This window comes from Streptomyces sp. NPDC046821, assembly GCF_040645335.1.
Lineage (GTDB): Bacteria > Actinomycetota > Actinomycetes > Streptomycetales > Streptomycetaceae > Streptomyces.
This window is the reverse complement of record NZ_JBEYYB010000010.1, coordinates 38154-58427: the sequence shown is the minus strand read 5'-3', so window position 1 is coordinate 58427 and position 20274 is coordinate 38154. Positions and strand designations below refer to the sequence as shown.

Annotated in this window: 15 protein-coding genes and 1 pseudogene; 6 read left to right on the top strand and 10 right to left on the bottom strand. The window is 71.1% G+C overall.

Annotated elements, in window-relative coordinates:
• Positions 1–105: 105 nt before the first annotated feature.
• A complete protein-coding gene (locus tag ABZ893_RS21290; protein ID WP_361405952.1) occupies positions 106–1932 on the bottom strand; it encodes an acyl-CoA dehydrogenase in 1827 nt (608 codons plus the stop codon).
• A gap of 204 nt (positions 1933–2136) precedes the next feature.
• Between ABZ893_RS21290 and ABZ893_RS21285 the strand changes: the two genes are divergently transcribed.
• From ABZ893_RS21285 to ABZ893_RS21275, 3 genes are all read left to right on the top strand, one after another.
• Positions 2137–2604 (top strand): SseB family protein, encoded by a 468-nt coding sequence (locus ABZ893_RS21285; RefSeq protein WP_127827615.1) that lies wholly within the window; start codon positions 2137–2139, stop codon positions 2602–2604.
• Between the two features lie 151 nt (positions 2605–2755).
• Complete coding sequence (locus ABZ893_RS21280) at positions 2756–3721, top strand: pirin family protein (protein ID WP_361405949.1); 966 nt, start codon at positions 2756–2758, stop codon at positions 3719–3721.
• Positions 3722–3806: 85 nt separating this feature from the next.
• Entirely contained in the window at positions 3807–4934 is a 1128-nt protein-coding gene (locus ABZ893_RS21275) for an AI-2E family transporter (RefSeq protein ID WP_361405946.1), read from the top strand.
• On the opposite strand, the gene ABZ893_RS21270 is transcribed toward ABZ893_RS21275, so the two are convergent.
• Positions 4868–7063 (bottom strand): SpoIIE family protein phosphatase, encoded by a 2196-nt coding sequence (locus ABZ893_RS21270; protein ID WP_361405943.1) that lies wholly within the window; start codon positions 7061–7063, stop codon positions 4868–4870. The two genes, ABZ893_RS21275 and ABZ893_RS21270, sit on opposite strands and share 67 nt — an antisense overlap.
• Positions 7064–7197: 134 nt before the next feature.
• On the opposite strand from ABZ893_RS21270, the gene aspS reads away from it, so the two are divergent.
• The gene (gene aspS / locus ABZ893_RS21265) at positions 7198–8967 is read left to right on the top strand and encodes an aspartate--tRNA ligase (RefSeq protein ID WP_361405940.1); all 1770 of its coding nucleotides are present in this window, start codon (positions 7198–7200) and stop codon (positions 8965–8967) included.
• A gap of 116 nt (positions 8968–9083) precedes the next feature.
• On the opposite strand, the gene ABZ893_RS21260 is transcribed toward aspS, so the two are convergent.
• Together ABZ893_RS21260 and metG are read right to left on the bottom strand one after the other, a co-directional pair.
• Complete coding sequence (locus ABZ893_RS21260; protein ID WP_361405937.1) at positions 9084–9527, bottom strand: hypothetical protein; 444 nt, start codon at positions 9525–9527, stop codon at positions 9084–9086.
• A 97-nt stretch (positions 9528–9624) separates the two neighbouring features.
• Complete coding sequence (gene metG / locus ABZ893_RS21255; protein ID WP_361405934.1) at positions 9625–11337, bottom strand: methionine--tRNA ligase; 1713 nt, start codon at positions 11335–11337, stop codon at positions 9625–9627.
• A 253-nt stretch (positions 11338–11590) separates the two neighbouring features.
• Here metG and ABZ893_RS21250 point away from each other — a divergent pair, with 253 nt between their 5' ends.
• Both ABZ893_RS21250 and ABZ893_RS21245 read left to right on the top strand, forming a co-directional pair.
• Entirely contained in the window at positions 11591–12190 is a 600-nt protein-coding gene (locus ABZ893_RS21250) for a DUF4822 domain-containing protein (protein WP_361405931.1), read from the top strand.
• 91 nt (positions 12191–12281) lie between these two features.
• A pseudogene (locus ABZ893_RS21245) lies at positions 12282–12398 on the top strand (IS5/IS1182 family transposase); the annotation flags it as partial.
• Positions 12399–12447: 49 nt separating this feature from the next.
• Here ABZ893_RS21245 and ABZ893_RS21240 read toward each other — a convergent pair.
• The 6 genes from ABZ893_RS21240 to ABZ893_RS21215 form a co-directional block, all read right to left on the bottom strand.
• Positions 12448–13461, bottom strand: coding sequence for a zinc-dependent alcohol dehydrogenase (locus ABZ893_RS21240; RefSeq protein ID WP_361405928.1), 1014 nt, complete (start codon positions 13459–13461; stop codon positions 12448–12450).
• Between the two features lie 139 nt (positions 13462–13600).
• Positions 13601–15334 (bottom strand): VWA domain-containing protein, encoded by a 1734-nt coding sequence (locus ABZ893_RS21235; RefSeq protein WP_361405926.1) that lies wholly within the window; start codon positions 15332–15334, stop codon positions 13601–13603.
• Between the two features lie 363 nt (positions 15335–15697).
• Positions 15698–17665, bottom strand: a complete 1968-nt coding sequence (locus ABZ893_RS21230; protein ID WP_361405923.1) for an FUSC family protein — start codon at positions 17663–17665, stop codon at positions 15698–15700.
• Between the two features lie 33 nt (positions 17666–17698).
• Positions 17699–18643, bottom strand: a complete 945-nt coding sequence (locus tag ABZ893_RS21225; RefSeq protein WP_361406659.1) for an endonuclease/exonuclease/phosphatase family protein — start codon at positions 18641–18643, stop codon at positions 17699–17701.
• A gap of 144 nt (positions 18644–18787) precedes the next feature.
• Positions 18788–19300, bottom strand: coding sequence for a hypothetical protein (locus ABZ893_RS21220; protein ID WP_361405921.1), 513 nt, complete (start codon positions 19298–19300; stop codon positions 18788–18790).
• The gene (locus ABZ893_RS21215; RefSeq protein WP_361405918.1) at positions 19297–20259 is read right to left on the bottom strand and encodes a hypothetical protein; all 963 of its coding nucleotides are present in this window, start codon (positions 20257–20259) and stop codon (positions 19297–19299) included. Before ABZ893_RS21215 ends, ABZ893_RS21220 begins: the two co-directional genes overlap by 4 nt.
• Between the last annotated feature and the right edge of the window lie 15 nt (positions 20260–20274).

Sequence of the window (20274 nt, the reverse complement as noted above, 5' to 3'; positions counted from 1 at the left end):
ACGGGATTCTCGGCCGTGTGATCAGCGTACCCAGCGCATACGACAGTGCCGCCACCCGAACGAGTCGGGTGGCGGCACCGGTTCACGCGTCCATGAGCCGACGTCCTAGAACGCGGCCTCGTCCAGGTCCATCACGTCGAGGGTGACGTTCTCGGCCAGGCGGCGCTCCAGGCCTACGCCCGGGAGGACGGTCGCGGCGAAGAACTTCGCGGCCGCGATCTTGCCCTCGTAGAACGCCTTGTCCTTCGCCGAGGCCGTCTCCAGCTTCTCGGCGGCGACGGCCGCGCCGCGCAGCAGCAGGAAGCCGACGACGACGTCACCGGAGGCGAGCAGCAGGCGGGTGGTGTTGAGGCCCACCTTGTAGATGTTCTTGGTGTCCTGCTCGGTGGCGGCCAGGTCGGTCAGCATGACCCCGACGATGGCCTCCAGCTCGACGGCCGCCTTGGCGAGCGCGTCGCGGGCCGGGGCGAGGGCCTCGCCGCCGGTGCCGACCGCGAGGAACTTCTTGATCTCCTCGGCGAGGCCGTTCAGCGCGGCGCCCTGGTTGCGGACGATCTTCCGGAAGAAGAAGTCCTGGCCCTGGATCGCGGTGGTGCCCTCGTAGAGGGTGTCGATCTTGGCGTCACGGATGTACTGCTCGATCGGGTACTCCTGGAGGTAACCCGAGCCGCCGAACGTCTGGAGCGACTGCGCCAGCTGCTCGTAGGCCTTCTCCGAGCCGTAGCCCTTCACGATGGGCAGGAGGAGGTCGTTGAGGGCGTGCAGCTGCGACGCGTCCTCGCCGGCGGCCTCCTTGACCGCGATGTCGTCCTGGACGGCGGCGGTGTGCAGCACGAGCGCGCGCATCCCCTCCGCGTACGCCTTCTGCGTCATGAGCGAGCGGCGCACGTCGGGGTGGTGCGTGATGGTGACCTTGGGCGCCGTCTTGTCCATGAACTGGGCGAGGTCGGGGCCCTGGACGCGCTCCTTGGCGTACTCAAGGGCGTTCAGGTAGCCCGTCGACAGCGTGGAGATCGCCTTCGTGCCGACCATCATGCGGGCGAACTCGATGATGCGGAACATCTGGCGGATGCCGTCGTGCTTGTCGCCGATCAGCCAGCCCTTGGCGGGGTGCTGGTCGCCGAACGTCATCTCGCAGGTGTTGGACGCCTTGAGGCCCATCTTGTGCTCGACGTTCGTCGCGTAGACGCCGTTGCGCTCGCCCAGCTCGCCGGTCTCCCAGTCGAAGTGGAACTTCGGGACGAGGAACAGGGACAGGCCCTTGGTGCCGGGGCCGTGGCCCTCGGGACGGGCGAGGACGTAGTGGAGGATGTTCTCCGACATGTCGTGCTCACCGGACGTGATGAAGCGCTTCACGCCCTCGATGTGCCAGGAGCCGTCCTCCTGCTCGATCGCCTTGGTACGGCCCGCGCCCACGTCCGAACCGGCGTCCGGCTCGGTCAGCACCATCGTCGAGCCCCACTGCCGCTCGACGGCGATCCCGGCGATCTTCTTCTGCGCCTCGTTGCCCTCCTCGAAGAGGATGCCGGCGAACGCCGGGCCCGAGGAGTACATCCAGATCGCCGGGTTCGAGCCGAGCAGCAGCTCCGCGTACGCCCAGATGAGGGAGCGCGGCGAGGTGGTGCCGCCGATCTCCTCGGGAACGCCGAGACGCCAGTACTCGGAGTCCATGAAGGCCTGGTACGACTTCTTGAAGGAGGCCGGGACCGGCGCGGTGTTGGTCGCCGGGTCGAAGACCGGCGGGTTGCGGTCGGCGTCCGCGAAGGACTCGGCCAGCTCGTTCTCCGCGAGGCGCGCGACCTCGTCGAGGATGCTCTTGGCGGTGTCCACGTCCATCTCCGCGAACGGGCCGCTGCCGTACAGCTTGTCGCGCCCGAGCACCTCGAAGAGGTTGAACTCGATGTCGCGGAGATTCGACTTGTAGTGCCCCATGGCGACGGCTCCGTTTGGCTGGAAGCGGGATCTGGACCTTCGTAAACACGCGTTACTAGCAAGTAGCAAGCACCTACGATGATGCTACCCACGGGTAATAAGACGCAACCCCCGACGCGCCGATGTGAGCAGGGTCTACCCCGGGAGCACCCGGAGGCGAACGGGCAGCCCACGAAACGGCCCCCGCTCGGTACGCTGAGCCCCATGTACGGCTACGACCAGACCGCGGGACCCGGACAGCAGTACGCGCCGCCGCAGCAGGGGATGCAGGGCGGGTACGGGCAGCAGGCGCCGCCGCTCTATCCGGAGCCGTCGCCGCCGTCCCTCGCGGACGCGGTCCGCGCGTTCACGACGGGCTCGATGGCCGCCGAGGACTTCCAGCAGATCTTCGCCACGTCGAAGGTCTACTGCCCGCGCGGTGACAACCCGGGGTTCCTCGCGCTGCACAACACGCAGCAGCCGGTCATCCCGATGTTCACCTCGCTCAAGGAGCTCCGCCGGTACGCCGGCAAGGAGTCCAAGTACTTCGTGATCACGGGCGCCGAGGTCATCGACCTCCTGCCCACCGGTTACGGCTTCGTGCTCGACATGGAGGGCGAGCACCGCATGGTCTTCGACGCGAAGGCGGTCGAGCAGATGGTCGACTTCGCGATGCGCCGTATGTACGGCTAGTCGTCACTCCGCCGCCGTATACACGGCAGGTCGAGGAGGCGGAAGGTGGAGCTGTCAGAACGCCCGGGGGAATTCCCTCCGGGCGTTTTCGCGTTACGGGTGGCAGAAAGTTCTACGTTCAACTAAACTCGAAGCACAAGGAGGTCCCGACATGCCTGCAGTGACCGTTGAGAACCCGCTGACCCTGCCCCGTGTTGCCGCGTCGACCGACGCCGTGGCCCGACCCGTGCTGGCCGTGACGACCGCGCCCAGCGGATTCGAGGGCGAGGGGTTCCCGGTGCGCCGCGCGTTCGCCGGGATCAACTACAAGCACCTCGACCCGTTCATCATGATGGACCAGATGGGTGAGGTGGAGTACGCGCCCGGAGAGCCCAAGGGCACGCCCTGGCACCCCCACCGCGGCTTCGAGACCGTCACGTACATCATCGACGGCACCTTCATCCACCAGGACTCGCACGGCGGTGGCGGCACCATCACCAACGGCGACACCCAGTGGATGACGGCCGGCAGCGGCCTCCTGCACATCGAGGCGCCGCCGGAGTCGCTCGTCATGTCCGGCGGGCTCTTCCACGGCCTCCAGCTGTGGGTGAACCTCCCGGCCGCCGACAAGATGAAGGACCCCCGCTACCAGGACATCCGCGGTGGCCAGGTCAAGCTCCTCACCACGGCCGACGGCGGCGCCCTGCTCCGCGTCATCGCCGGTGAGCTCGACGGCCACGACGGCCCCGGCATCACGCACACGCCGATCACGATGGTCCACGCGACCATCCGCCCCGGCGCCGAGATCACCCTGCCCTGGCGCGAGGAGTTCAACGGCCTCGCGTACGTCCTCGCCGGGCGCGGCAGCGTCGGCACCGACCGTCGTCCGGTCCACATGGGCCAGACCGCCGTCTTCGGCGCCGGTTCCTCGCTCACCGTCCGCGCGGACGACTCGCAGGACTCGAACACCCCGGACATGGAGGTCGTGCTCCTCGGCGGCCGTCCCATCCGGGAGCCCATGGCGCACTACGGTCCGTTCGTCATGAACACCCGTGACGAGCTCCAGCAGGCGTTCGAGGACTACCAGGCCGGTCGCCTCGGCGTGATCCCCGGCGAGCGCGTCCCGCACACGTCGTGAACCGCCTGAGCCGTATCTGATGCACCGTCACCCGCGTGGCCCCGTCCGGAAGGTCGGGGCCACGCGCGCGTGATGGCCTGTGGAGGTGCACACAGGTACAGGACCAGGTACAGGACCCGATTCAGGTAAGCCGCTTCTCCCCGAGCCGGCCCGACGCGTCGCCGCCTGGTGCGTCGTCGTGCTGCTCGTCACCGGGGTCGCGGCCGTCGGCGTATGGCTGGCCGTCGTCCTCAAGACAGCCGTCACTCCCCTGCTGCTAGCCCTGCTCGGCACCGCACTGCTCGGTCCCGTGCACGGCTGGCTGATCCGCATGAGGGTCAACCGCGGGCTCGCCGCCGGGCTCACCTGCGTCGCCCTCGTCGCCGTCGTCGGCGGGGCCGGCTACATCGTCGTCAAGGCGCTCATCGACTCCGCCGACCAGATCGTCGACTCGGTGCGGGTCGCCGGCGACTGGATCAAGGTCCATCTGGGGATCAGCGCCGCGGACAACCTCGGGTCCGCCGCGGGGAACCTCAAGGACCTGATCTCCAAGTGGGGGACCCAGGCCGCGAGCGGGGTGCTCACCGGGCTTTCCCTCATCGGCTCGCTCGTCGCGACCAGCGTCCTCGCGCTGCTGCTCACGTTCTTCTTCCTCAAGGATTCCGACCGGGCCTCGGGCCTCGCCCACAGCATCCTGCCCGGCCGCGCCGGGGAGACCCTGGAGGCGATCGGGCGCCGCGCGTTCGGAGCCGTCGAGGGCTTCATGCGCGGGACCACGCTCATCGCGCTCATCGACGCCGTGTGCATCACCGTGGGCCTGCTGATCCTGCGGGTGCCCGGCGCGGTCGGGCTCGGCGCCCTCGTCTTCGTCGGCGCGTACATCCCCTACCTCGGGGCGGCGATCTCCGGCGCGGTCGCCGTCCTCGTGGCGCTCGCCGACCGGGGCTGGGTGATCGCCGTGTGGACGCTCGGCGTCATCCTCGCCGTGCAGCAGCTGGAGGGGCACATCCTCCAGCCGATGATCCAGTCCCGCACCGTGCAGATGCACCCCGCGATGGTGATGCTGGCGATCACGGCGGGCGCCTCCGTCGCGGGCATCCTCGGGATGCTGCTCGCCGTGCCCGTGACGGCGGCCGCCTTCGGCGTGATCGGCGAGCTGCGGACGCGCTACTCCTCGGGCGAGGGCGAAGGGCCGTCGGGCGTTTCACGTGAAACGTCGGGCGACGGCTCGTAGAGCTCGAACCAGATGCTCTTGCCCTCGCCCCTCGGGTCCACGCCCCAGCGGTCGGCGAGCAGTTCCATCAGGACGAGGCCGCGCCCGGAGGAGGCCAGCTCGCCGGGGTGGCGCTTGTGCGGCAGGTCGTCGCTGGCGTCCGCCACCTCGGCGCGCAGCCGGCGCGTGCCGGGCGGGCCGGTGACCTCGGCGACCAGGAGCGCGTCCCCGTCCGTGTGGACCAGGACGTTGGTGAGCATCTCCGAGACCATCAGGACCGCCGAGTCGACCTGGTCCTCGTCGGCCCAGTCGTGCAGCAGCTGGCGCAGCTGCTGGCGGGCGGCGCCGACCCGCTCGGGCTCGGCCTGGGCCACGGTCATCGCGGTGCGGCGGACGAGGGTGGGGACCTCGGGGCGGGTCGACCGGGCGAGCAGCAGCAGCGCGATGTCGTCCTCGCGCCGGTCGGCGAGCGGGCCCGTCGTGTAGTGGGACGAGGGCCCGTGCACGGCCTGGACGAGCCTGTCGGCCAGATCCTCCAGGTGTTCGGGCTCGGTGAGTTCGTCCTGCTTCTCCAGGATGCCGCGGATCCGGGCCCAGCCGGTTTCGAGGTCGTGCCCGCCGGTCTCCAGGAGGCCGTCGGTGCACATCAGGAGGGTCTCGCCGGGTTCCATGGCGAGCCGGGTCGTCGGGTAGTCGACGTCCGGGTCGACGCCGAGCGGCAGGCCGCCCGCGGTGGGCCGCAGCAGCACCGTCCCGTCGGGCATACGGATCGCGGGGTCGGGGTGGCCCGCCCGCGCGATCTCCAGGAGGCCGGTCGTCGGGTCGGCCTCGACGTACAGGCAGGTCGCGAAGCGGGGGTCCGGCTCCGCGACCTTCCCGACGTCCTTGCCGGGACCGCCGGTCGAGCCGTACGTGATGGAGTCGCTGACCCCGGACAGGAAGCGGGAGGCGCGGGCGAGGACGGCGTCCGGGCGGTGCCCCTCGGCCGCGTACGCGCGCAGTGCGATCCGCAGCTGGCCCATCAGGCCGGCCGCCCGCACGTCGTGCCCCTGCACGTCACCGATCACGAGCGCGAACCGCCCGCTGGGCAGCGGGATCATGTCGTACCAGTCGCCGCCGACCTGGAGGCCGCCGCCGGTCGGCACATAGCGGGCGGCGACGTTCATCCCCGGGATCTGCGGGCCGAGCGTCGGCAGCATCGAGCGCTGGAGCCCGTCCGTCAGCTCCCGCTCCGACTCGGTGATCCCGGCGCGCGACAGGGCCTGCGCGAGCATCCGCGCCACCGTCGTCAGCACGGAACGCTCGTCGGGCGTGAACGACACCCGGTACGCGAACGCCGCCATCCACGTGCCGATGGTGCGGCCCGCGACGACGAGCGGCAGGAACGCCCAGGACTCCCGTCTGAAGCGCGCGGCCAGCGGCCAGGCCGCCGGATAGCGCCCCCGGTACTCCTCGGGCGACGACAGGTACACGGCACGCCCGGTGCGCACCACCTCGGCGGCCGGGTAGTCGGTGTCCAGCGGCATGTCCGTGAACGGCGTCTCCTCGCCCGGCGCGTGCCCGTGGTGCCCGACGACGGTGAGCCGGTCGCCGCCGGCGCCGAACACCGCGAGACCGTCCGGCGAGAACCCCGGCATGGAGAGCCCGGCCGCGACCCGCAGGACCTCCTCCGTGGACCTCGCCTCGGCCAGCGCCCGCCCCGCGTCGAGCAGGAACGCCTCACGGGAGCGCCGCCAGTCACCGGTCACCGGCGTACGCGCCGCCGACCCGGGCACGGGCTCGCTGACCTCCTGGAGCGTGCCGATCAGCTCGTACGCGTGCGTGTCGCCGTACACGATCGGCTTGGAGCGGCTGCGGACGGTCCTGATGACCCGGCCCTGTTCGTCCATGATCCGCAGCCGGGCCTCGGCGAGGGTGCCCTCGACCACGGCGAGCTGCACGACACCGTCGATCTCGTTCCAGTCGACCGGGTGGAAACGGGACCGTACGGCCGCCTCCGTCAACGTCACCGTGCGTCCGGGCAGGCCGAGCAGCCGGGCCGCCTCGGCGTCGAAGGTGACGAGCCCGGCACGGTTGTCCCACCGCCAGACACCGGTGTCGAGGGCGGCGAGGACGTCCCCGACGGGCGGCAAGGGCTCACCTGTGCGCATGGCCCCACTCTAAGAAGAGGTGATCGAAGACGGCCACCGAGACTATTCGCCCAGCGATCTTGAGGCGGCCGGTACCCTGGGGTATTCGGGCCTGCCCGGCCCGATACACCATCGCGAAGACTGGATGAACGACGATGCATCGGTACAGGTCCCACACCTGCGGCGAGCTCCGCGCCTCTGACGTCGGCACCGACGTCCGGCTGAGCGGCTGGCTGCACAATCGGCGCGACCTGGGCGGCATCCTCTTCATCGATCTGCGCGACCACTACGGCATCACGCAGCTCGTCGCCCGCCCCGGCACCGCCGCCGCCGAGGTCCTCGACAAGCTGACCAAGGAGACGGTCGTCCGCGTCGACGGCAAGGTCGTCTCCCGCGGCGCCGACAACGTGAACCCCGAACTGCCCACGGGCGAGATCGAGATCGAGGCCGCCGAGGTCGAGGTGCTCGGCGCGGCCCAGCAGATCCCGTTCACGATCAACGCGGACGACGGGGTGAACGAGGAGCGGCGCCTGGAGTACCGCTTCCTCGACCTGCGCCGTGAGCGGATGCACAAGAACATCATGCTGCGCTCGGCGGTCATCTCCGCGATCCGTCACAAGATGACGTCGCTCGGCTTCAACGAGATGGCGACGCCGATCCTGAGCGCCACCTCCCCCGAGGGCGCCCGCGACTTCGTGGTCCCCTCCCGCCTGAACCCGGGCAAGTTCTACGCCCTGCCGCAGGCCCCGCAGCAGTTCAAGCAGCTGCTGATGATCTCCGGCTTCGACCGCTACTTCCAGATCGCGCCCTGCTTCCGCGACGAGGACGCCCGCGCGGACCGCTCGCCGGGCGAGTTCTACCAGCTCGACGTGGAGATGTCCTTCGTCGAGCAGGAGGACATCTTCCGCCCGATCGAGAAGCTGATGACCGAGCTCTTCGAGGAGTTCGGCGGCGGCCGCCACGTCACGTCGCCGTTCCCGCGGATCCCGTTCCGCGAGGCGATGCTCAAGTACGGCTCGGACAAGCCGGACCTGCGTGCCAAGCTCGAACTCACCGACATCTCCGACGTGTTCGAGGGCTCCGAGTTCAAGGCGTTCGCCGGCAAGCACGTGCGCGCGCTCGCCGTCCCGGACACCGCGTCGCAGACCCGCAAGTTCTTCGACGGCCTCGGTGACTACGCGGTCGAGCACGGCGCGAAGGGCCTGGCCTGGATCCGCGTCGGCGAGGACGGCTCCTTCCAGGGTCCGATCGCCAAGTTCCTCACCGAGGAGAACGCGAAGGTCCTCACCGAGCGCCTCGGCCTCGTCCACGGCCACGCCGTCTTCTTCGGCGCGGGCGAGTTCGACGAGGTCTCCAAGATCATGGGCGCCGTCCGTGTCGAGGCCGCCAAGCGCGCCGGGCACTTCGAGGAAGGCGTGTTCCGCTTCTGCTGGATCGTCGACTTCCCGATGTACGAGAAGGACGAGGACACCGGCAAGATCGACTTCTCGCACAACCCGTTCTCGATGCCGCAGGGCGGTCTTGAGGCCCTGGAGACCCAGGACCCGCTCGACATCCTGGGCTGGCAGTACGACATCGTGTGCAACGGCGTGGAGCTGTCCTCCGGCGCGATCCGGAACCACGAGCCCGAGATCATGCTCAAGGCCTTCGAGATCGCCGGCTACGACCGTGACACCGTCGAGGAGCAGTTCGCCGGAATGCTGCGCGCGTTCCGCTTCGGCGCCCCGCCGCACGGCGGGATCGCCCCCGGCGTCGACCGTATCGTCATGCTCCTCGCCGACGAGCCCAACATCCGCGAGACCATCGCGTTCCCGCTCAACGGCAACGCGCAGGACCTGATGATGGGCGCGCCCACCGAGCTCGACGAGACCCGCCTGCGCGAGCTGAACATCCAGCTCCGCAAGCCGGTGGCCGACAAGAAGTAGCGGCTGAAGCAGCGCTGACGTAGCGCTGAAGCCGCGCAGAAGTAGCGCACCCCGCGCACCCGAAGGGGGCCTGAACCGTGATCGGTTCCGGCCCCCTTTCGGCGTATCGGGCGGGCTTACGCGTCGTAGCTCCCGTCCCACGGTTCGCCGAAGCCGAGACGGTCCGGGTAGAGCTCGACCCAGTCGTCGTCCTCGACGATCAGGCCGAAGACGACGCCCTCGACGGCGAGGCGGAAGGGGCGGACGGAGATGTCGCCCGTGGTACGGCCCTCGAGGGCCGACAGAAGCTTGTCCAAGTAGGCCTGGGCCTGGTCGAGTTCGGCCCCTTCGGCCCAGGTTCCGGCGCACCGGATCTCCGAGTCGCGGTACCGGCCCGCTGCGTCGAACGTGTGGAGCACCGCGTACAGCCGCTTGTGCTCCTCCCAGCCGTCGTCGGGGCGGTAGCCCTCGGGGAAGGCGTAGGTGACCGTGGCCAGGAACTGGCCGTCCGCGTACCGGCCGATGGTGGCGGTGCGGCTGCCCGGCTCGTGGGCGATCGGGATGGTTGCGGGAACTGGCATGGCGAAACCCTAATCGCGGTCGTGAACATGCCACTAGCCGGGTACGGCGAAGGGGTGCCGGACCGTCAGGTCCCGCACCCCTCGGCTGGTTTCCGCCTTACTCCGGCGCGCCGCCGAAGCGCTCGCGGTAGCTCTCCAGGTCCTCTTCGGTGATCTTCGCGAAGAGCACCGGCGGGACCGTGAAGGCCGTGCCCGCGGGGACCGTGTCCAGGGCCGCGGCCTGCTCGGCGGTGACCCACGTGGCCGTGTCGTCGGCCAGGGCGAACGCGCCGCGCATCGCCTTCGAGGACGCCGGGATGAACGGCTCCGAGACGACCGAGTACAGGTGGATCAGGTTCATCGCCGTACGCAGCGTGAGAGCCGCGGCCTCGGGGTCGGCCTTGATCTCCAGCCAGGGGGCCTTCTCCTCCAGGTAGGAGTTGCCCGCCGACCACAGGGCGCGCAGCGCGGCCGCCGCCTTGCGGAACTGGAGGGCCTCCATCTGGGTCTCGTACTCGGCGAGCAGCCCGGCGATCTCCGTGCCGAGCTTCGCCTCCGCCTCGCCGGCCTCCTTGCCCGCGGGCACCTCGTCACCGAAGCGCTTGCGGGAGAAGGACAGGACGCGGTTCACGAAGTTGCCGAGGGTGTCGGCGAGGTCCTTGTTCACCGTGGCCGTGAAGTGCTCCCACGTGAACGAGGAGTCGTCGGACTCCGGGGCGTTCGCGATCAGGAAGTAGCGCCAGTAGTCGGCCGGCAGGATCTCCAGGGCGGCGTCCGTGAAGATGCCGCGCTTCTGCGACGTGGAGAACTTGCCGCCGTAGTACGTCAGCCAGTTGAAGGACTTGAGGTAGTCGACCTTCTTCCACGGCTCCCGCACGCCCATCTCCGTGGCCGGGAACATGACGCTGTGGAACGGGACGTTGTCCTTGGCCATGAACTCCGTGTAGCGCACGTCGTCCGCCGAGTACCACCACGACTTCCAGTCGCGGTTCTCCGGGTCCTGGTCCGCCCACTCCTTGGTCGAGCCGATGTACTCGATCGGAGCGTCGAACCAGACGTAGAAGACCTTGCCCTCTTCGGCCAGCTCCGGCCACGTGTCGGCCGGGACGGGCACGCCCCAGTCCAGGTCACGGGTGATCGCGCGGTCGTGCAGGCCCTCGGTCAGCCACTTGCGGGCGATCGAGGAGGCGAGGTGCGGCCACTCGCCGGCGGTCTGCGCGATCCACTCCTCGACCTCGACCTGCAGCTTCGACTGGAGCAGGAAGAGGTGCTTCGTCTCGCGGACCTCCAGGTCCGTCGAGCCGGAGATCGCCGAACGCGGGTTGATCAGGTCCGTCGGGTCCAGGACGCGGGTGCAGTTCTCGCACTGGTCGCCGCGCGCCTTGTCGTAGCCGCAGTGCGGACACGTGCCCTCGACGTAGCGGTCCGGCAGGAAGCGGCCGTCGGCAGGCGAGTACACCTGGCGGATCGCGCGCTCCTCGATGAAGCCGTTCTCGTTGAGCTTGCGCGCGAAGTGCTGGGTGATCTCCCGGTTCTGCGCGGACGAGCTGCGGCCGAAGTGGTCGAAGGCCAGGTCGAAGCCGTCGTACACGGCCTTCTGCGCGTCGTGCGCCTGCGCGCAGAACTCGGCGACCGGAATCCCCTGCTCCTTCGCGGCCAGCTCGGCGGGGGTGCCGTGCTCGTCGGTGGCGCAGATGTACAGGACGTCGTGGCCACGCTGGCGGAGGTACCGGGAGTACACGTCCGCCGGGAGCATGGACCCCACCATGTTGCCCAGGTGCTTGATTCCGTTGATGTACGGAAGGGCGCTGGTGATGAGGTGTCGAGCCATCGGGGGCTGCTCCCAAGTCGCTGCGTGCGGTGGTGACGGTGGACGTCGGTCGAATCAAAGAATCGTATCCGACACGGCGAGGCGGCCCCCACCGCATTTCAGGCGGTGGGACAGGCCCTGGGCCATGTGCCGAAAACCGGGGCATCCGTGCGTCACGGCCGTCCGGTCGACTCGCGAATCGGCAATCCAGGGCATCCAGCTATAGCCGATCGGATGACATGCCCGCCCCGGTGCCGCCCATAGCGTTGAGGACATGAACATCACTCGAATCTCCCGTCGTTCCGCTCTCACCGCATCCGCGATCGCGATCGCCGTGTCCGCCCTGGTGCCCGTCTCGGCCATGGCCGCCGAGGCGCCTGCCGCGCCGGCACCCGCATCCGCGACGCTGAAGAACGCGACTCCGTCCGACGTGCTCGCCTCGACCCCGTGGAAGACCACCAGCGCCGTCGACCAGAACGGCAACCGCGTCGCCCTCAACAACCCGGCCGTGTCGAACTTCGTGGGCTGGGCGTACTTCGACGCCGACGGCACGTTCGCCATGTACAACCTCGACGACAGCCCGAAGATGCACGGTGACTGGACCGTCACCCCCGACGGCTCCGAGCGCTGGATCAACTCGAAGGACGCGAACGGCAACGTGCTCTTCCAGCGCACCGTTCCGATCGTCCAGCTCGACAAGAACGTGTTCACCTACCGCGTCTTCCCGAACGCCGGCGACACCAACGTGTACTACGACATCGTGCACACCAAGACCAACCACGTGGAGCCCGGCACCGACGGCCGCGGCCCCGGCGCGAACGGCAAGCAGGGTGGCAACGGCGACTACCACTTCAACAACGGCAACGCCCACTGATCGCGTTCGACAACGGCAACGCCCACTGATCGCGATCCGCTGAATCGAGCTGCCCGCCGTCGAGCCGAACTCGTCATTCGCGCAGGCCGTGTACGCATCGCGCAAGAACCGCGCCTACCTGCGTAGGCGCGGTATCCGCTGCACGATCCCGGACAAGGCCGACCGGGCGGCCCACCGCAAGAAGCGTGGTTCTTGTGGCGGTCGTCCTCGTCGCGGCCGTCAGCGAGTGGCTGTGACCAGCACATTCGATACACGCCCTAGCGGAAGTCGAAGACCACGCGGGCCGTGATCCGCCCGGCCAGGACGTCCGCGAACGCCTCGTTGACCTCCTTCAGGCGGCGCTGCTCACGGATGACGCGGGTCCGGCCGAGGCGGTGCAGGCGGAACACCTCCGCGAGGTCCTGCCGGGTGCCGACGATGGAACCGATCACGCTCTTGCCTTCCAGCACGTGCGTGAAGACGGGCAGCTCGAGACGGCCGTCGGCGGGCAGTGCGACCAGGACGAGCGTGCCGTGCCGGCGCAGCGCGTCGTACGCGGCCCGCAGCGACGCGTTCGACGCGGCGAGCCCGATCGCGACGTCGGCTCCGCCCAGCCCGCGCACCTCCTTCGCGACGTCCTGCGTACGGGCGTCGACCACGTGGTCCGCGCCCAGCTCGTGCGCGAGCCGCAGTTTGGCGTCGGTGACGTCGACGGCGACGGTCTCCGCGCCAGCGATCCGCGCGTACTGGAGCGCCAGGTGCCCGAGGCCCCCGATCCCGGAGATCAGGACGCGCTTCCCCGGCCCCGCGCCCGACACCTTCACCGCCTTGTACGTCGTCACTCCCGCGCAGGTCAGCGGCGCCGCGTCCAGGGGGTCGACGCCCTCCGGGACCTTTACGACGTAATCGCCGTGCGCGACGGCGTACTCGGAGAAGGAGCCGTCCACGGAGTAGCCGCTGTTGCGCTGCTCGGGGCACAGGTTCTCGCGGCCGGAGACGCAGTGGTCGCAGTGGCCGCACGCCTCGGCGAGCCAGGCGAGGGCGACGCGGTCGCCGACGTGGATACGGTCGACGCCCTCGCCCTTGTCCTCCACGATCCCGATGCCCTCGTGACCCGGCACGAACGGGATGTCGGGTCGCACCGGCCAGTCACCGGCGGCCGCGTGGATGTCCGTGTGGCACAGGCCGCTGGCCTCCATCCGGACGAGGACCTGGTGCGCGGCCGGCAGAGGGATCACCCGGTCCTGGATCTCCAGGGGCCGGGCGAAACCGGTGACTACGGCGGCCTTCATGCTGCGTCGTCCTTCCCTCGCTACGGGGGCTGTCCCAGCTTCGCCCAATTCGGGGTGAACAGCATATCTGTGCGGGAAACGGCGGCGCCCCCTGCTCCCACCGGGGTGGGAACAGGGGGCGCCGGGACGGCCGTGCGGGTCAGGCGGTCTTCTCGCCCTTCTCGCCGCCGAGGGACTCCAGCCACTGCGGTACGTCGGCCAGCAGGCCCTCGTACAGCTCGGCGTCCGTGAGCTCGCGGGGGGTGGGGCCCGCGTGGAAGAACGCGGCGTTGGGCGCCTTCAGCTTGCGGAGGTAGTCGAAGCCCTTGGCGTCGTGCTCGCCGAACGCGACGAACTTGAAGAACAGCGGGTGCCGGGCCGCGTCCGCGAGGGCCTGGGTGGCGGGGCCCTTCGCGTCGGGGGCGCCGTCCGTCTGGAACACGACGATGGCGGGCTCCTGGGACTGCGACTTCTCGTGCAGCGCGACGATCTCCTCGACGGCGCGGTGGTAGCTGGTGCGGCCCATGTGACCGAGCGACGCGTGCAGCTCGTCGACGCGGCCCTCGTGCCCGCCGAGGGTCAGCTCGCCGGTGCCGTCGATGTCGGTGGAGAAGAAGACGACCTGCACGTTCGCCTCGGGGTCGGTGTGCGCGGCGAGCGCCAGCACCTGCTCACCGAGCGCCTGCGCGGACCCGTCCTTGTAGTACGACCGCATCGAACCGGACCGGTCGAGCACGAGGTACACGGTGGCCCGGACCCCGGCGATCCCGCTCTTCTTCAGCGCGCTGCCGGCGGCCTTGTAGGCGGGGGCGAGGGCGGGGGCGCGGGTCTTGAGGTGGGGGAGGGGGGTGGCGGAGGTGGGGGTCGCCTCCGGCGTGGGGGTGGCTTCCGCGGCCACCGGTTCGGGGGTGGCTTCCGTCTCGGGCTCGGGCTCGGGCTCGGTGACGGCGGCGGGGGTGGGCTCCGGGGCCGCGACGGGCTCGGGGGTTACGTCGGCTACGGGCTCGGCGGCGGCCTTCGGCTCGGCCTCCGGCTCGGTGACGGGCTCCGCCACGGCGGCCTCGGCGGCGGCAGCGACGGGCTCCGGGACCTCGGCGGCCGGCTCGGCAACGGGCTCGGTGACCGTCTCGGCGACGGGCTCCACTACCGGTTCCGCTTCGGCGGCGGGCTCGGGCTCGACGACCGGCTCGGCCTCAGCCACAGCGGCGGGCTCGGGCTCAGGCTCGGCCTCGGTCTCGGGTGCGACGGTGGCGGCAGCCTCCGGCTCCGGGGCGACCTCAACCTCCGGCTCGGCGGCGGGCTCGGCGACAACCTCCGCTACGGCCTCCGGCTCGACGACCGGCTCGGCGACAGCCTCCGCCACGGCCACCGGCTCGGGCTCGGCCTCAACCTCGGGCTCAGCGGCGACGGCAGCCTCGGCTTCGGCGGCCGCAACCTCCGGCTCAGACTCGACGGCAGCCTCGGCCACAACCTCCGGCTCGGCGGCAGTCTCAACCGCCTCCGCCTCAACCGCCGCCTCCGGCTCAACCGGACGCGTCGGCTTGGGGATCGTCACGTTGTCGAACGCCGCCGCCACCAGGTCGTCCGCCTCGCGGGCCGGAGTCCGCTCGGTCGACGGGGCCGGGACCTTCGCCTCGGTGGGCTCCGCTTCCCGGACGGCCGTCGCGGCGGGCGACGGCGCGAGCGACGCCTCGGCCGACGGAGTCTCCCGCACGATCGCCTCGCTGGCAGGCGCCGGCACCGTCACCGCGGCCGCCGTCGTCCCGTCCTCGGCGGAGGCGGAGCCGGACGCGGACTCGTTCGCAGGCGCAACCGCCGCAGACGCCTCGTCCGCGCCCCGCGAAGACTTCCGCGACCTGCCGAACGCGTTCCGCAGGAGATTCCGAATGCCCATGTGCGCAACCCTTCGCATGAGTTGGTTTCCGTAACCCCTGGCCAGGGCGGACACGTAAGGTTAGCCGCCACGCCGGGTGATCTTGGGGAGGGTCGCCCACCCGGGCGCGGGCCTGCCAACTGGCCTCCGACCGGCACAGGTTCACTCCTGGTTCGACCCACCGTCCCCCTCTGCGCCCGGACATGCCTTCTGCGTCACGCCGAGGGGCCGTTTGTCACTCCAAAGCCGTCGGCGGACGGCGCAGCGCGTGAGGGTGAACAGGGGGCGCGCGGCCCGAGGTTCACGCCGGTCACGCCGCCGCACCCCGTAGCCCCGCACCCGTAGCCCCGTAGCCCCGCACCCGTAGCCGCACCCCTCTTCGCGTCAGCGAGGCGTCGCGATCGCGCGGGCCGCCGCGACCTCCTGGCGGACCGGTTCGAGTACGCCGTCGTGGTCGTCGGACTCGCCGAAGTCGGCCCGTACCTCGTCCAGTACCTCGGACGCGCGAAGGCCGTCCGCGAGCTCCCGGAGCTGGCCCGCGGCCTGGGCGACGTCGGCGGCGCTCGGCGCCGGCGCACCGTGCTTGACCTGCACCCGGGCGGCCGTCGTCGCGTCCACGATGCGTTCGACGGCGACGACGAGCGGCCACCAGGCGGCGGCATGACGGCCGGTGGGCGGCGGCTCGGTGAGGGCGCGCTGGAACTCGGAGCGGATCACCGACAGGTCGCGGTAGAGGCGGCGCCGCATCCGGGCGCGGGCGGCCGGCGCGTCGGGGTCGGGGAGGTCGCCGAACGCGTACTCCACGTACCGCGCGGTGGCGGCGACGGCGTCGGCGAGCCGGTCGCCGATGCGGGTGTGCCAGCTCTCGGGCCACAGCAGGTACCCGACGACGAGGGCGATCGCGCAGCCGATCACGCTGTCCACGAGGCGCGGCAGGACGAGCGCGATGCCCTGGTGGTTGAGGACGTCGGAGAGCAGCAGGATGACGGGTGTGATGGCGGCGGTCTGGTAGCCGTAGCCGCGCGGGGTGCCCAGCGGGATGCCGGTCGCGAGGACCGCGAGCACGGGCACCGCCAGCCAGCCGCGGGGCACCCCGGCGAGGATCACCGTCGCGGTCACGAGCCCGCCCGCCGTGCCGACGGCGCGCAGGACGGCCCGCGAGAACACCGACCCGAAGTCCGGCTTGAGGACAAAGGTGATCGTCAGGACCACCCAGTACGAACGCGGTACCGGCACCGTCGAGACGAGGATCTGGGCGATGCCGATGCACAGCGCGAGGCGCAGCCCGTAGCGCCAGGAGTTGCCGGACACGAGGACGGCGCGGGTCGCGCGGGTCGCGCGCTCGCGGAGGGCGGCGGGCCGGCCGAGGCGGTCGGTGGTGGACATGGAGTTGCCCAGGGCCGGGTGCTTCCCGGCGATGAGGGCGGCCGCGTGCCGCACGGCCTGGTCGACGGCGCGGGCGGCGGGCCCCTCGGGTTCGGGCAGGTTGAGCGGGCCGATGTCGGTGCGGCCGGTGTCCACCGCGTCGGCCATCAGATAGACGGCGGCCGGGACGGCGGCGGGCAGCGGCTTCCCGCGCTGATGGGCGGCCGGCGCGGACTCGACGACCGGCGTGATCGCGTTCAACAGGGCCATCAGGCGCACGAGTTCGGGGCTGCGCCCGTGCGAGAGGGCGCGCCGGGCGAGTACGAGGTCGTAGGCCTGGTTGAGGGACTGGGTGACGGCGAAGCGGGTCTCGACGTAGTTCTCGTCGTCGCCCGCGGAGGCGAGCAGGTTCGCGACGGAGCGGTAGGTCGCGGCGACGGCGGCGCGTTCCGGCACCCCGGACCGCAGTGGCCAGGCCAGCAGCGCGAGCGTGAGGACGAGGGCCCCGCCGGCGGTCATCAGGAGCGGCGTCAGCCACCACTGGCCGGGCATCGGCAGACCGGCGCCGACGACGCAGTTCAGCAGGAGCAGCAGCCCCGACACGGAGGCGACCGCGCCGATCGTCGAGATCATCCCGGATATCAGCGCCACGAACGTCACCGTGGCGACGGCTATCCAGCCCTGCCCGAACACGAGCGAGCCGATCGTGACGCCGACGGCGCCGAACAGCTGCGGCACCGCGATGTTGAGGATCCGCATCCGGTACGCGTCGGCGGTGTCACCGATGACGCCGGACAGCGCACCCATCGAGGCGAGCGCCCCGTACGCGGGGTACCCGGCGGCGAGCCCGATCGCGAGCGGCAGCGCCATGCCCACACCGGCGCGCGCCACCGCGGCCCACGGGATCGGGGTGGGCCGGGGGCGCAGCGTCCTGACCAGCCAGTCGGGCGGGGCGAGACGGTGGGCCGGGGACACGGGGCGTCGCATGTCGCCCATTGAACGACATGGCGGTGTCCCAGGTCAGTGCCTTTCCGGCAGGTGGAACGCGAGGTCGGCGAGCAGGGCCCGGTGGTCCGTGTCGGCCAGGGTCAGAAAGCGGGCGGAACGCGCCGAGAACTCCGCGCTCACGAGGACGTGGTCGATCTGTGTGCCGAGGGGCGACGGGGCGCTCGACGGCCAGCTCGGGGCGCGCGACTTCCCGGCCTGACGTGCGCTGTCGTGCAGGCCCGTGTCCAGGATGCGGCGGAACGCGGCGTGGTCCTGCGTCGCGTTGAAGTCCCCGGCGAGGACGGTCGGCTCCCCGTGCCCTGAGGCGGCGAAGTCACGGAGTCTCCCCAGCTCGGAGCGCCACAGGCCGACCTGCCGGGGCAGCGGCGGCATCGGGTGGGCGAGCTGGAGCCGTACCGCGTGCCCCTCGATGTCGGCGACGGCACCGGGCATCCCCATGGTGCCGGGCACGCCCGCCGCCGCCTTGAGCGGGTACCGGCTGAGGATGACCGACCCCTGCGACCCGCCCGCCGCCACAGCCTGCCGGTACGGGAACTCGGAGGGCGGCAGTTCCCGTCGCAGGGTGTCCTGGCACCCGTAGTCGCACTCCTCGACGAACACCAGACCGGGCCGCTCCCGCCGCACCGCGCTGACCAGCGATCCCGTGCCGCGCCCGAACTGGACGTTCGACGCGAGCACGCGCACCTCGGCGACGGTCGGCCCGCTCGCCTCGGCGTCCTTGCCGTACGGCTCGATGAACCAGGCGAGGCCGCCGAGGACGGCGACGCCCCACACCAGACCCAGGCGCCATCGGGCCAGGAGCGCGAGCAGCAGCGCCAGGCCGGTGGGGACGAGGAGCCACGGCAGGAACGCCAGGAGCTGCGGGACCGGCGTGACCCCGTCGGTGTCGGCGGCCCGGCAGCCGACGACCACGCTGACCCCGGCGAGCAGCAGAGCCGCGAGCCAGCCGGCGAGCACGCGGCCCGGCCTGCGCGAACGGTCCTCGTCATGGCCGTGGGCGAGGACCGGCGGGCTGGTCACGTGCTCCAAGGCTCGGGCCGCCTTCCGCTGAGTGTGCCTGGGCCGGATAAGACGCCCGGGCGCCGCGCGGGGTTGCCCAACTCACGGCCAGGCGTCGGCCCGCTTCGGACCCTCGCTCGCCAGCGCCCAGATGACGAAGACCCCGATCGCGATCCCGATCACCGACCAGACCGGCGCGTACGGCAGGAACAGGAAGTACGCGATCACATACAGCGCGGCGACGACGATCCCGGCGGTGCGGGACCAGGACGCCCCCTTGAGGATGCCGTAGCCGACGGTGGTGACGGCGACGCCGACGAGCAGATGGATCCAGCCCCACGAGCTGAGGCTGAGGGCGTACACGTAGGCGCCGACGCGGGTGTAGATGTTGTCCCGGGCGATGCCCGAGATGCCGTTCAGGATGCCCAGGGCGCCGCCGATCATCATCAGGACACCGGCGAACGTGGCGCCGCCCGCCGACCGTCCCCGCTCGCCGACGGCGCCGGCGCCCGGTGCGGCGTCGGGCCGGGGCGTGCGGTGGTCGCCGGACCAGGCGCCGGGGTCGGGGTCGCGTTTGAGGGACGGGGGCGTGGTCGGGACGTGGTTCTCGCTCATGGTCGGCCTTCCTCCATTTCGGCCTGCGCTCGGCCTGCTCGGTTCACCGAGATGCTGGCTCCGGCCGGCTTCGCCCGCATCCCGGACGCGGCAGGCGGCGGTACGGGACGGGGCCGTACGGCTGCTCTCACGGCGCCGTGGAAACGGCCGGCGAGCCAGGCGCAGGCGGCGATCAGGAGGGCCGCGCCGGCGATCGCCGAGGACGCGTCGTGCATCGACAGGGTGAGCACGTCGTAGGCCGCGCCCGCCGCCGGGCGGTCCACGTCCGAGGGAAGGCTGTCGAGGGTCAGGTCGCGGCTCGCGGCGAGGGCGGCGAGGAGAGCCGCTGATGTCAGGGACATGCCGAGCGCGGTGGCGGCCAGGGCGGAACTCCGTCGCCCGCGCCGCGCGAGCGCGAGCCCGGCGGCGGCGAAGGTGAGCGCGGCGAACGGCGGCCACAGTCCCGCCTGCTGGAGCCGCAGCAGCACCTGGCGCAGCCGGTCGAGGTCCTGCGGGTCCATCACCGTGACCTCGGTGTGCGTGACGGGGACACGGTCGGCGAACGGCACGCCGTCGTCGGCGAGGTGCTGCTTGACCTGCGCCGTGACGGGCGCGAGGTCGATGGTGACGGGGCCGTCGGTGCCGTCGTCGACGGCCTCCTGGACGGCGTCGTGCGCGGCCCGGTTCGCCGTGTCCCAGGCCGCGCGGAACGACTCGGTTCCGGTGAAGGACTGCACGGCCTCGTGCACGAACCGCTCGACGGCCGACCGCATGGGCCCGTTGTCGAGCTGCTCCATGATGGCGTTCGTGACGGCGCCGGAGACCGCGCCGCGCACGGCCGGTTCCGAGCCGAGCGGTGCCATCGTCGCGACGTACCGGTCGCTGTCCCCGACCTCGTACCTGGCCCACACCGACAGCGTGCCGAGCGGCACGAGCAGGCAGGCCAGGACCAGGAGGACCACGGACAGGGCTCTTCGCATCACCCTTCCAGGCAA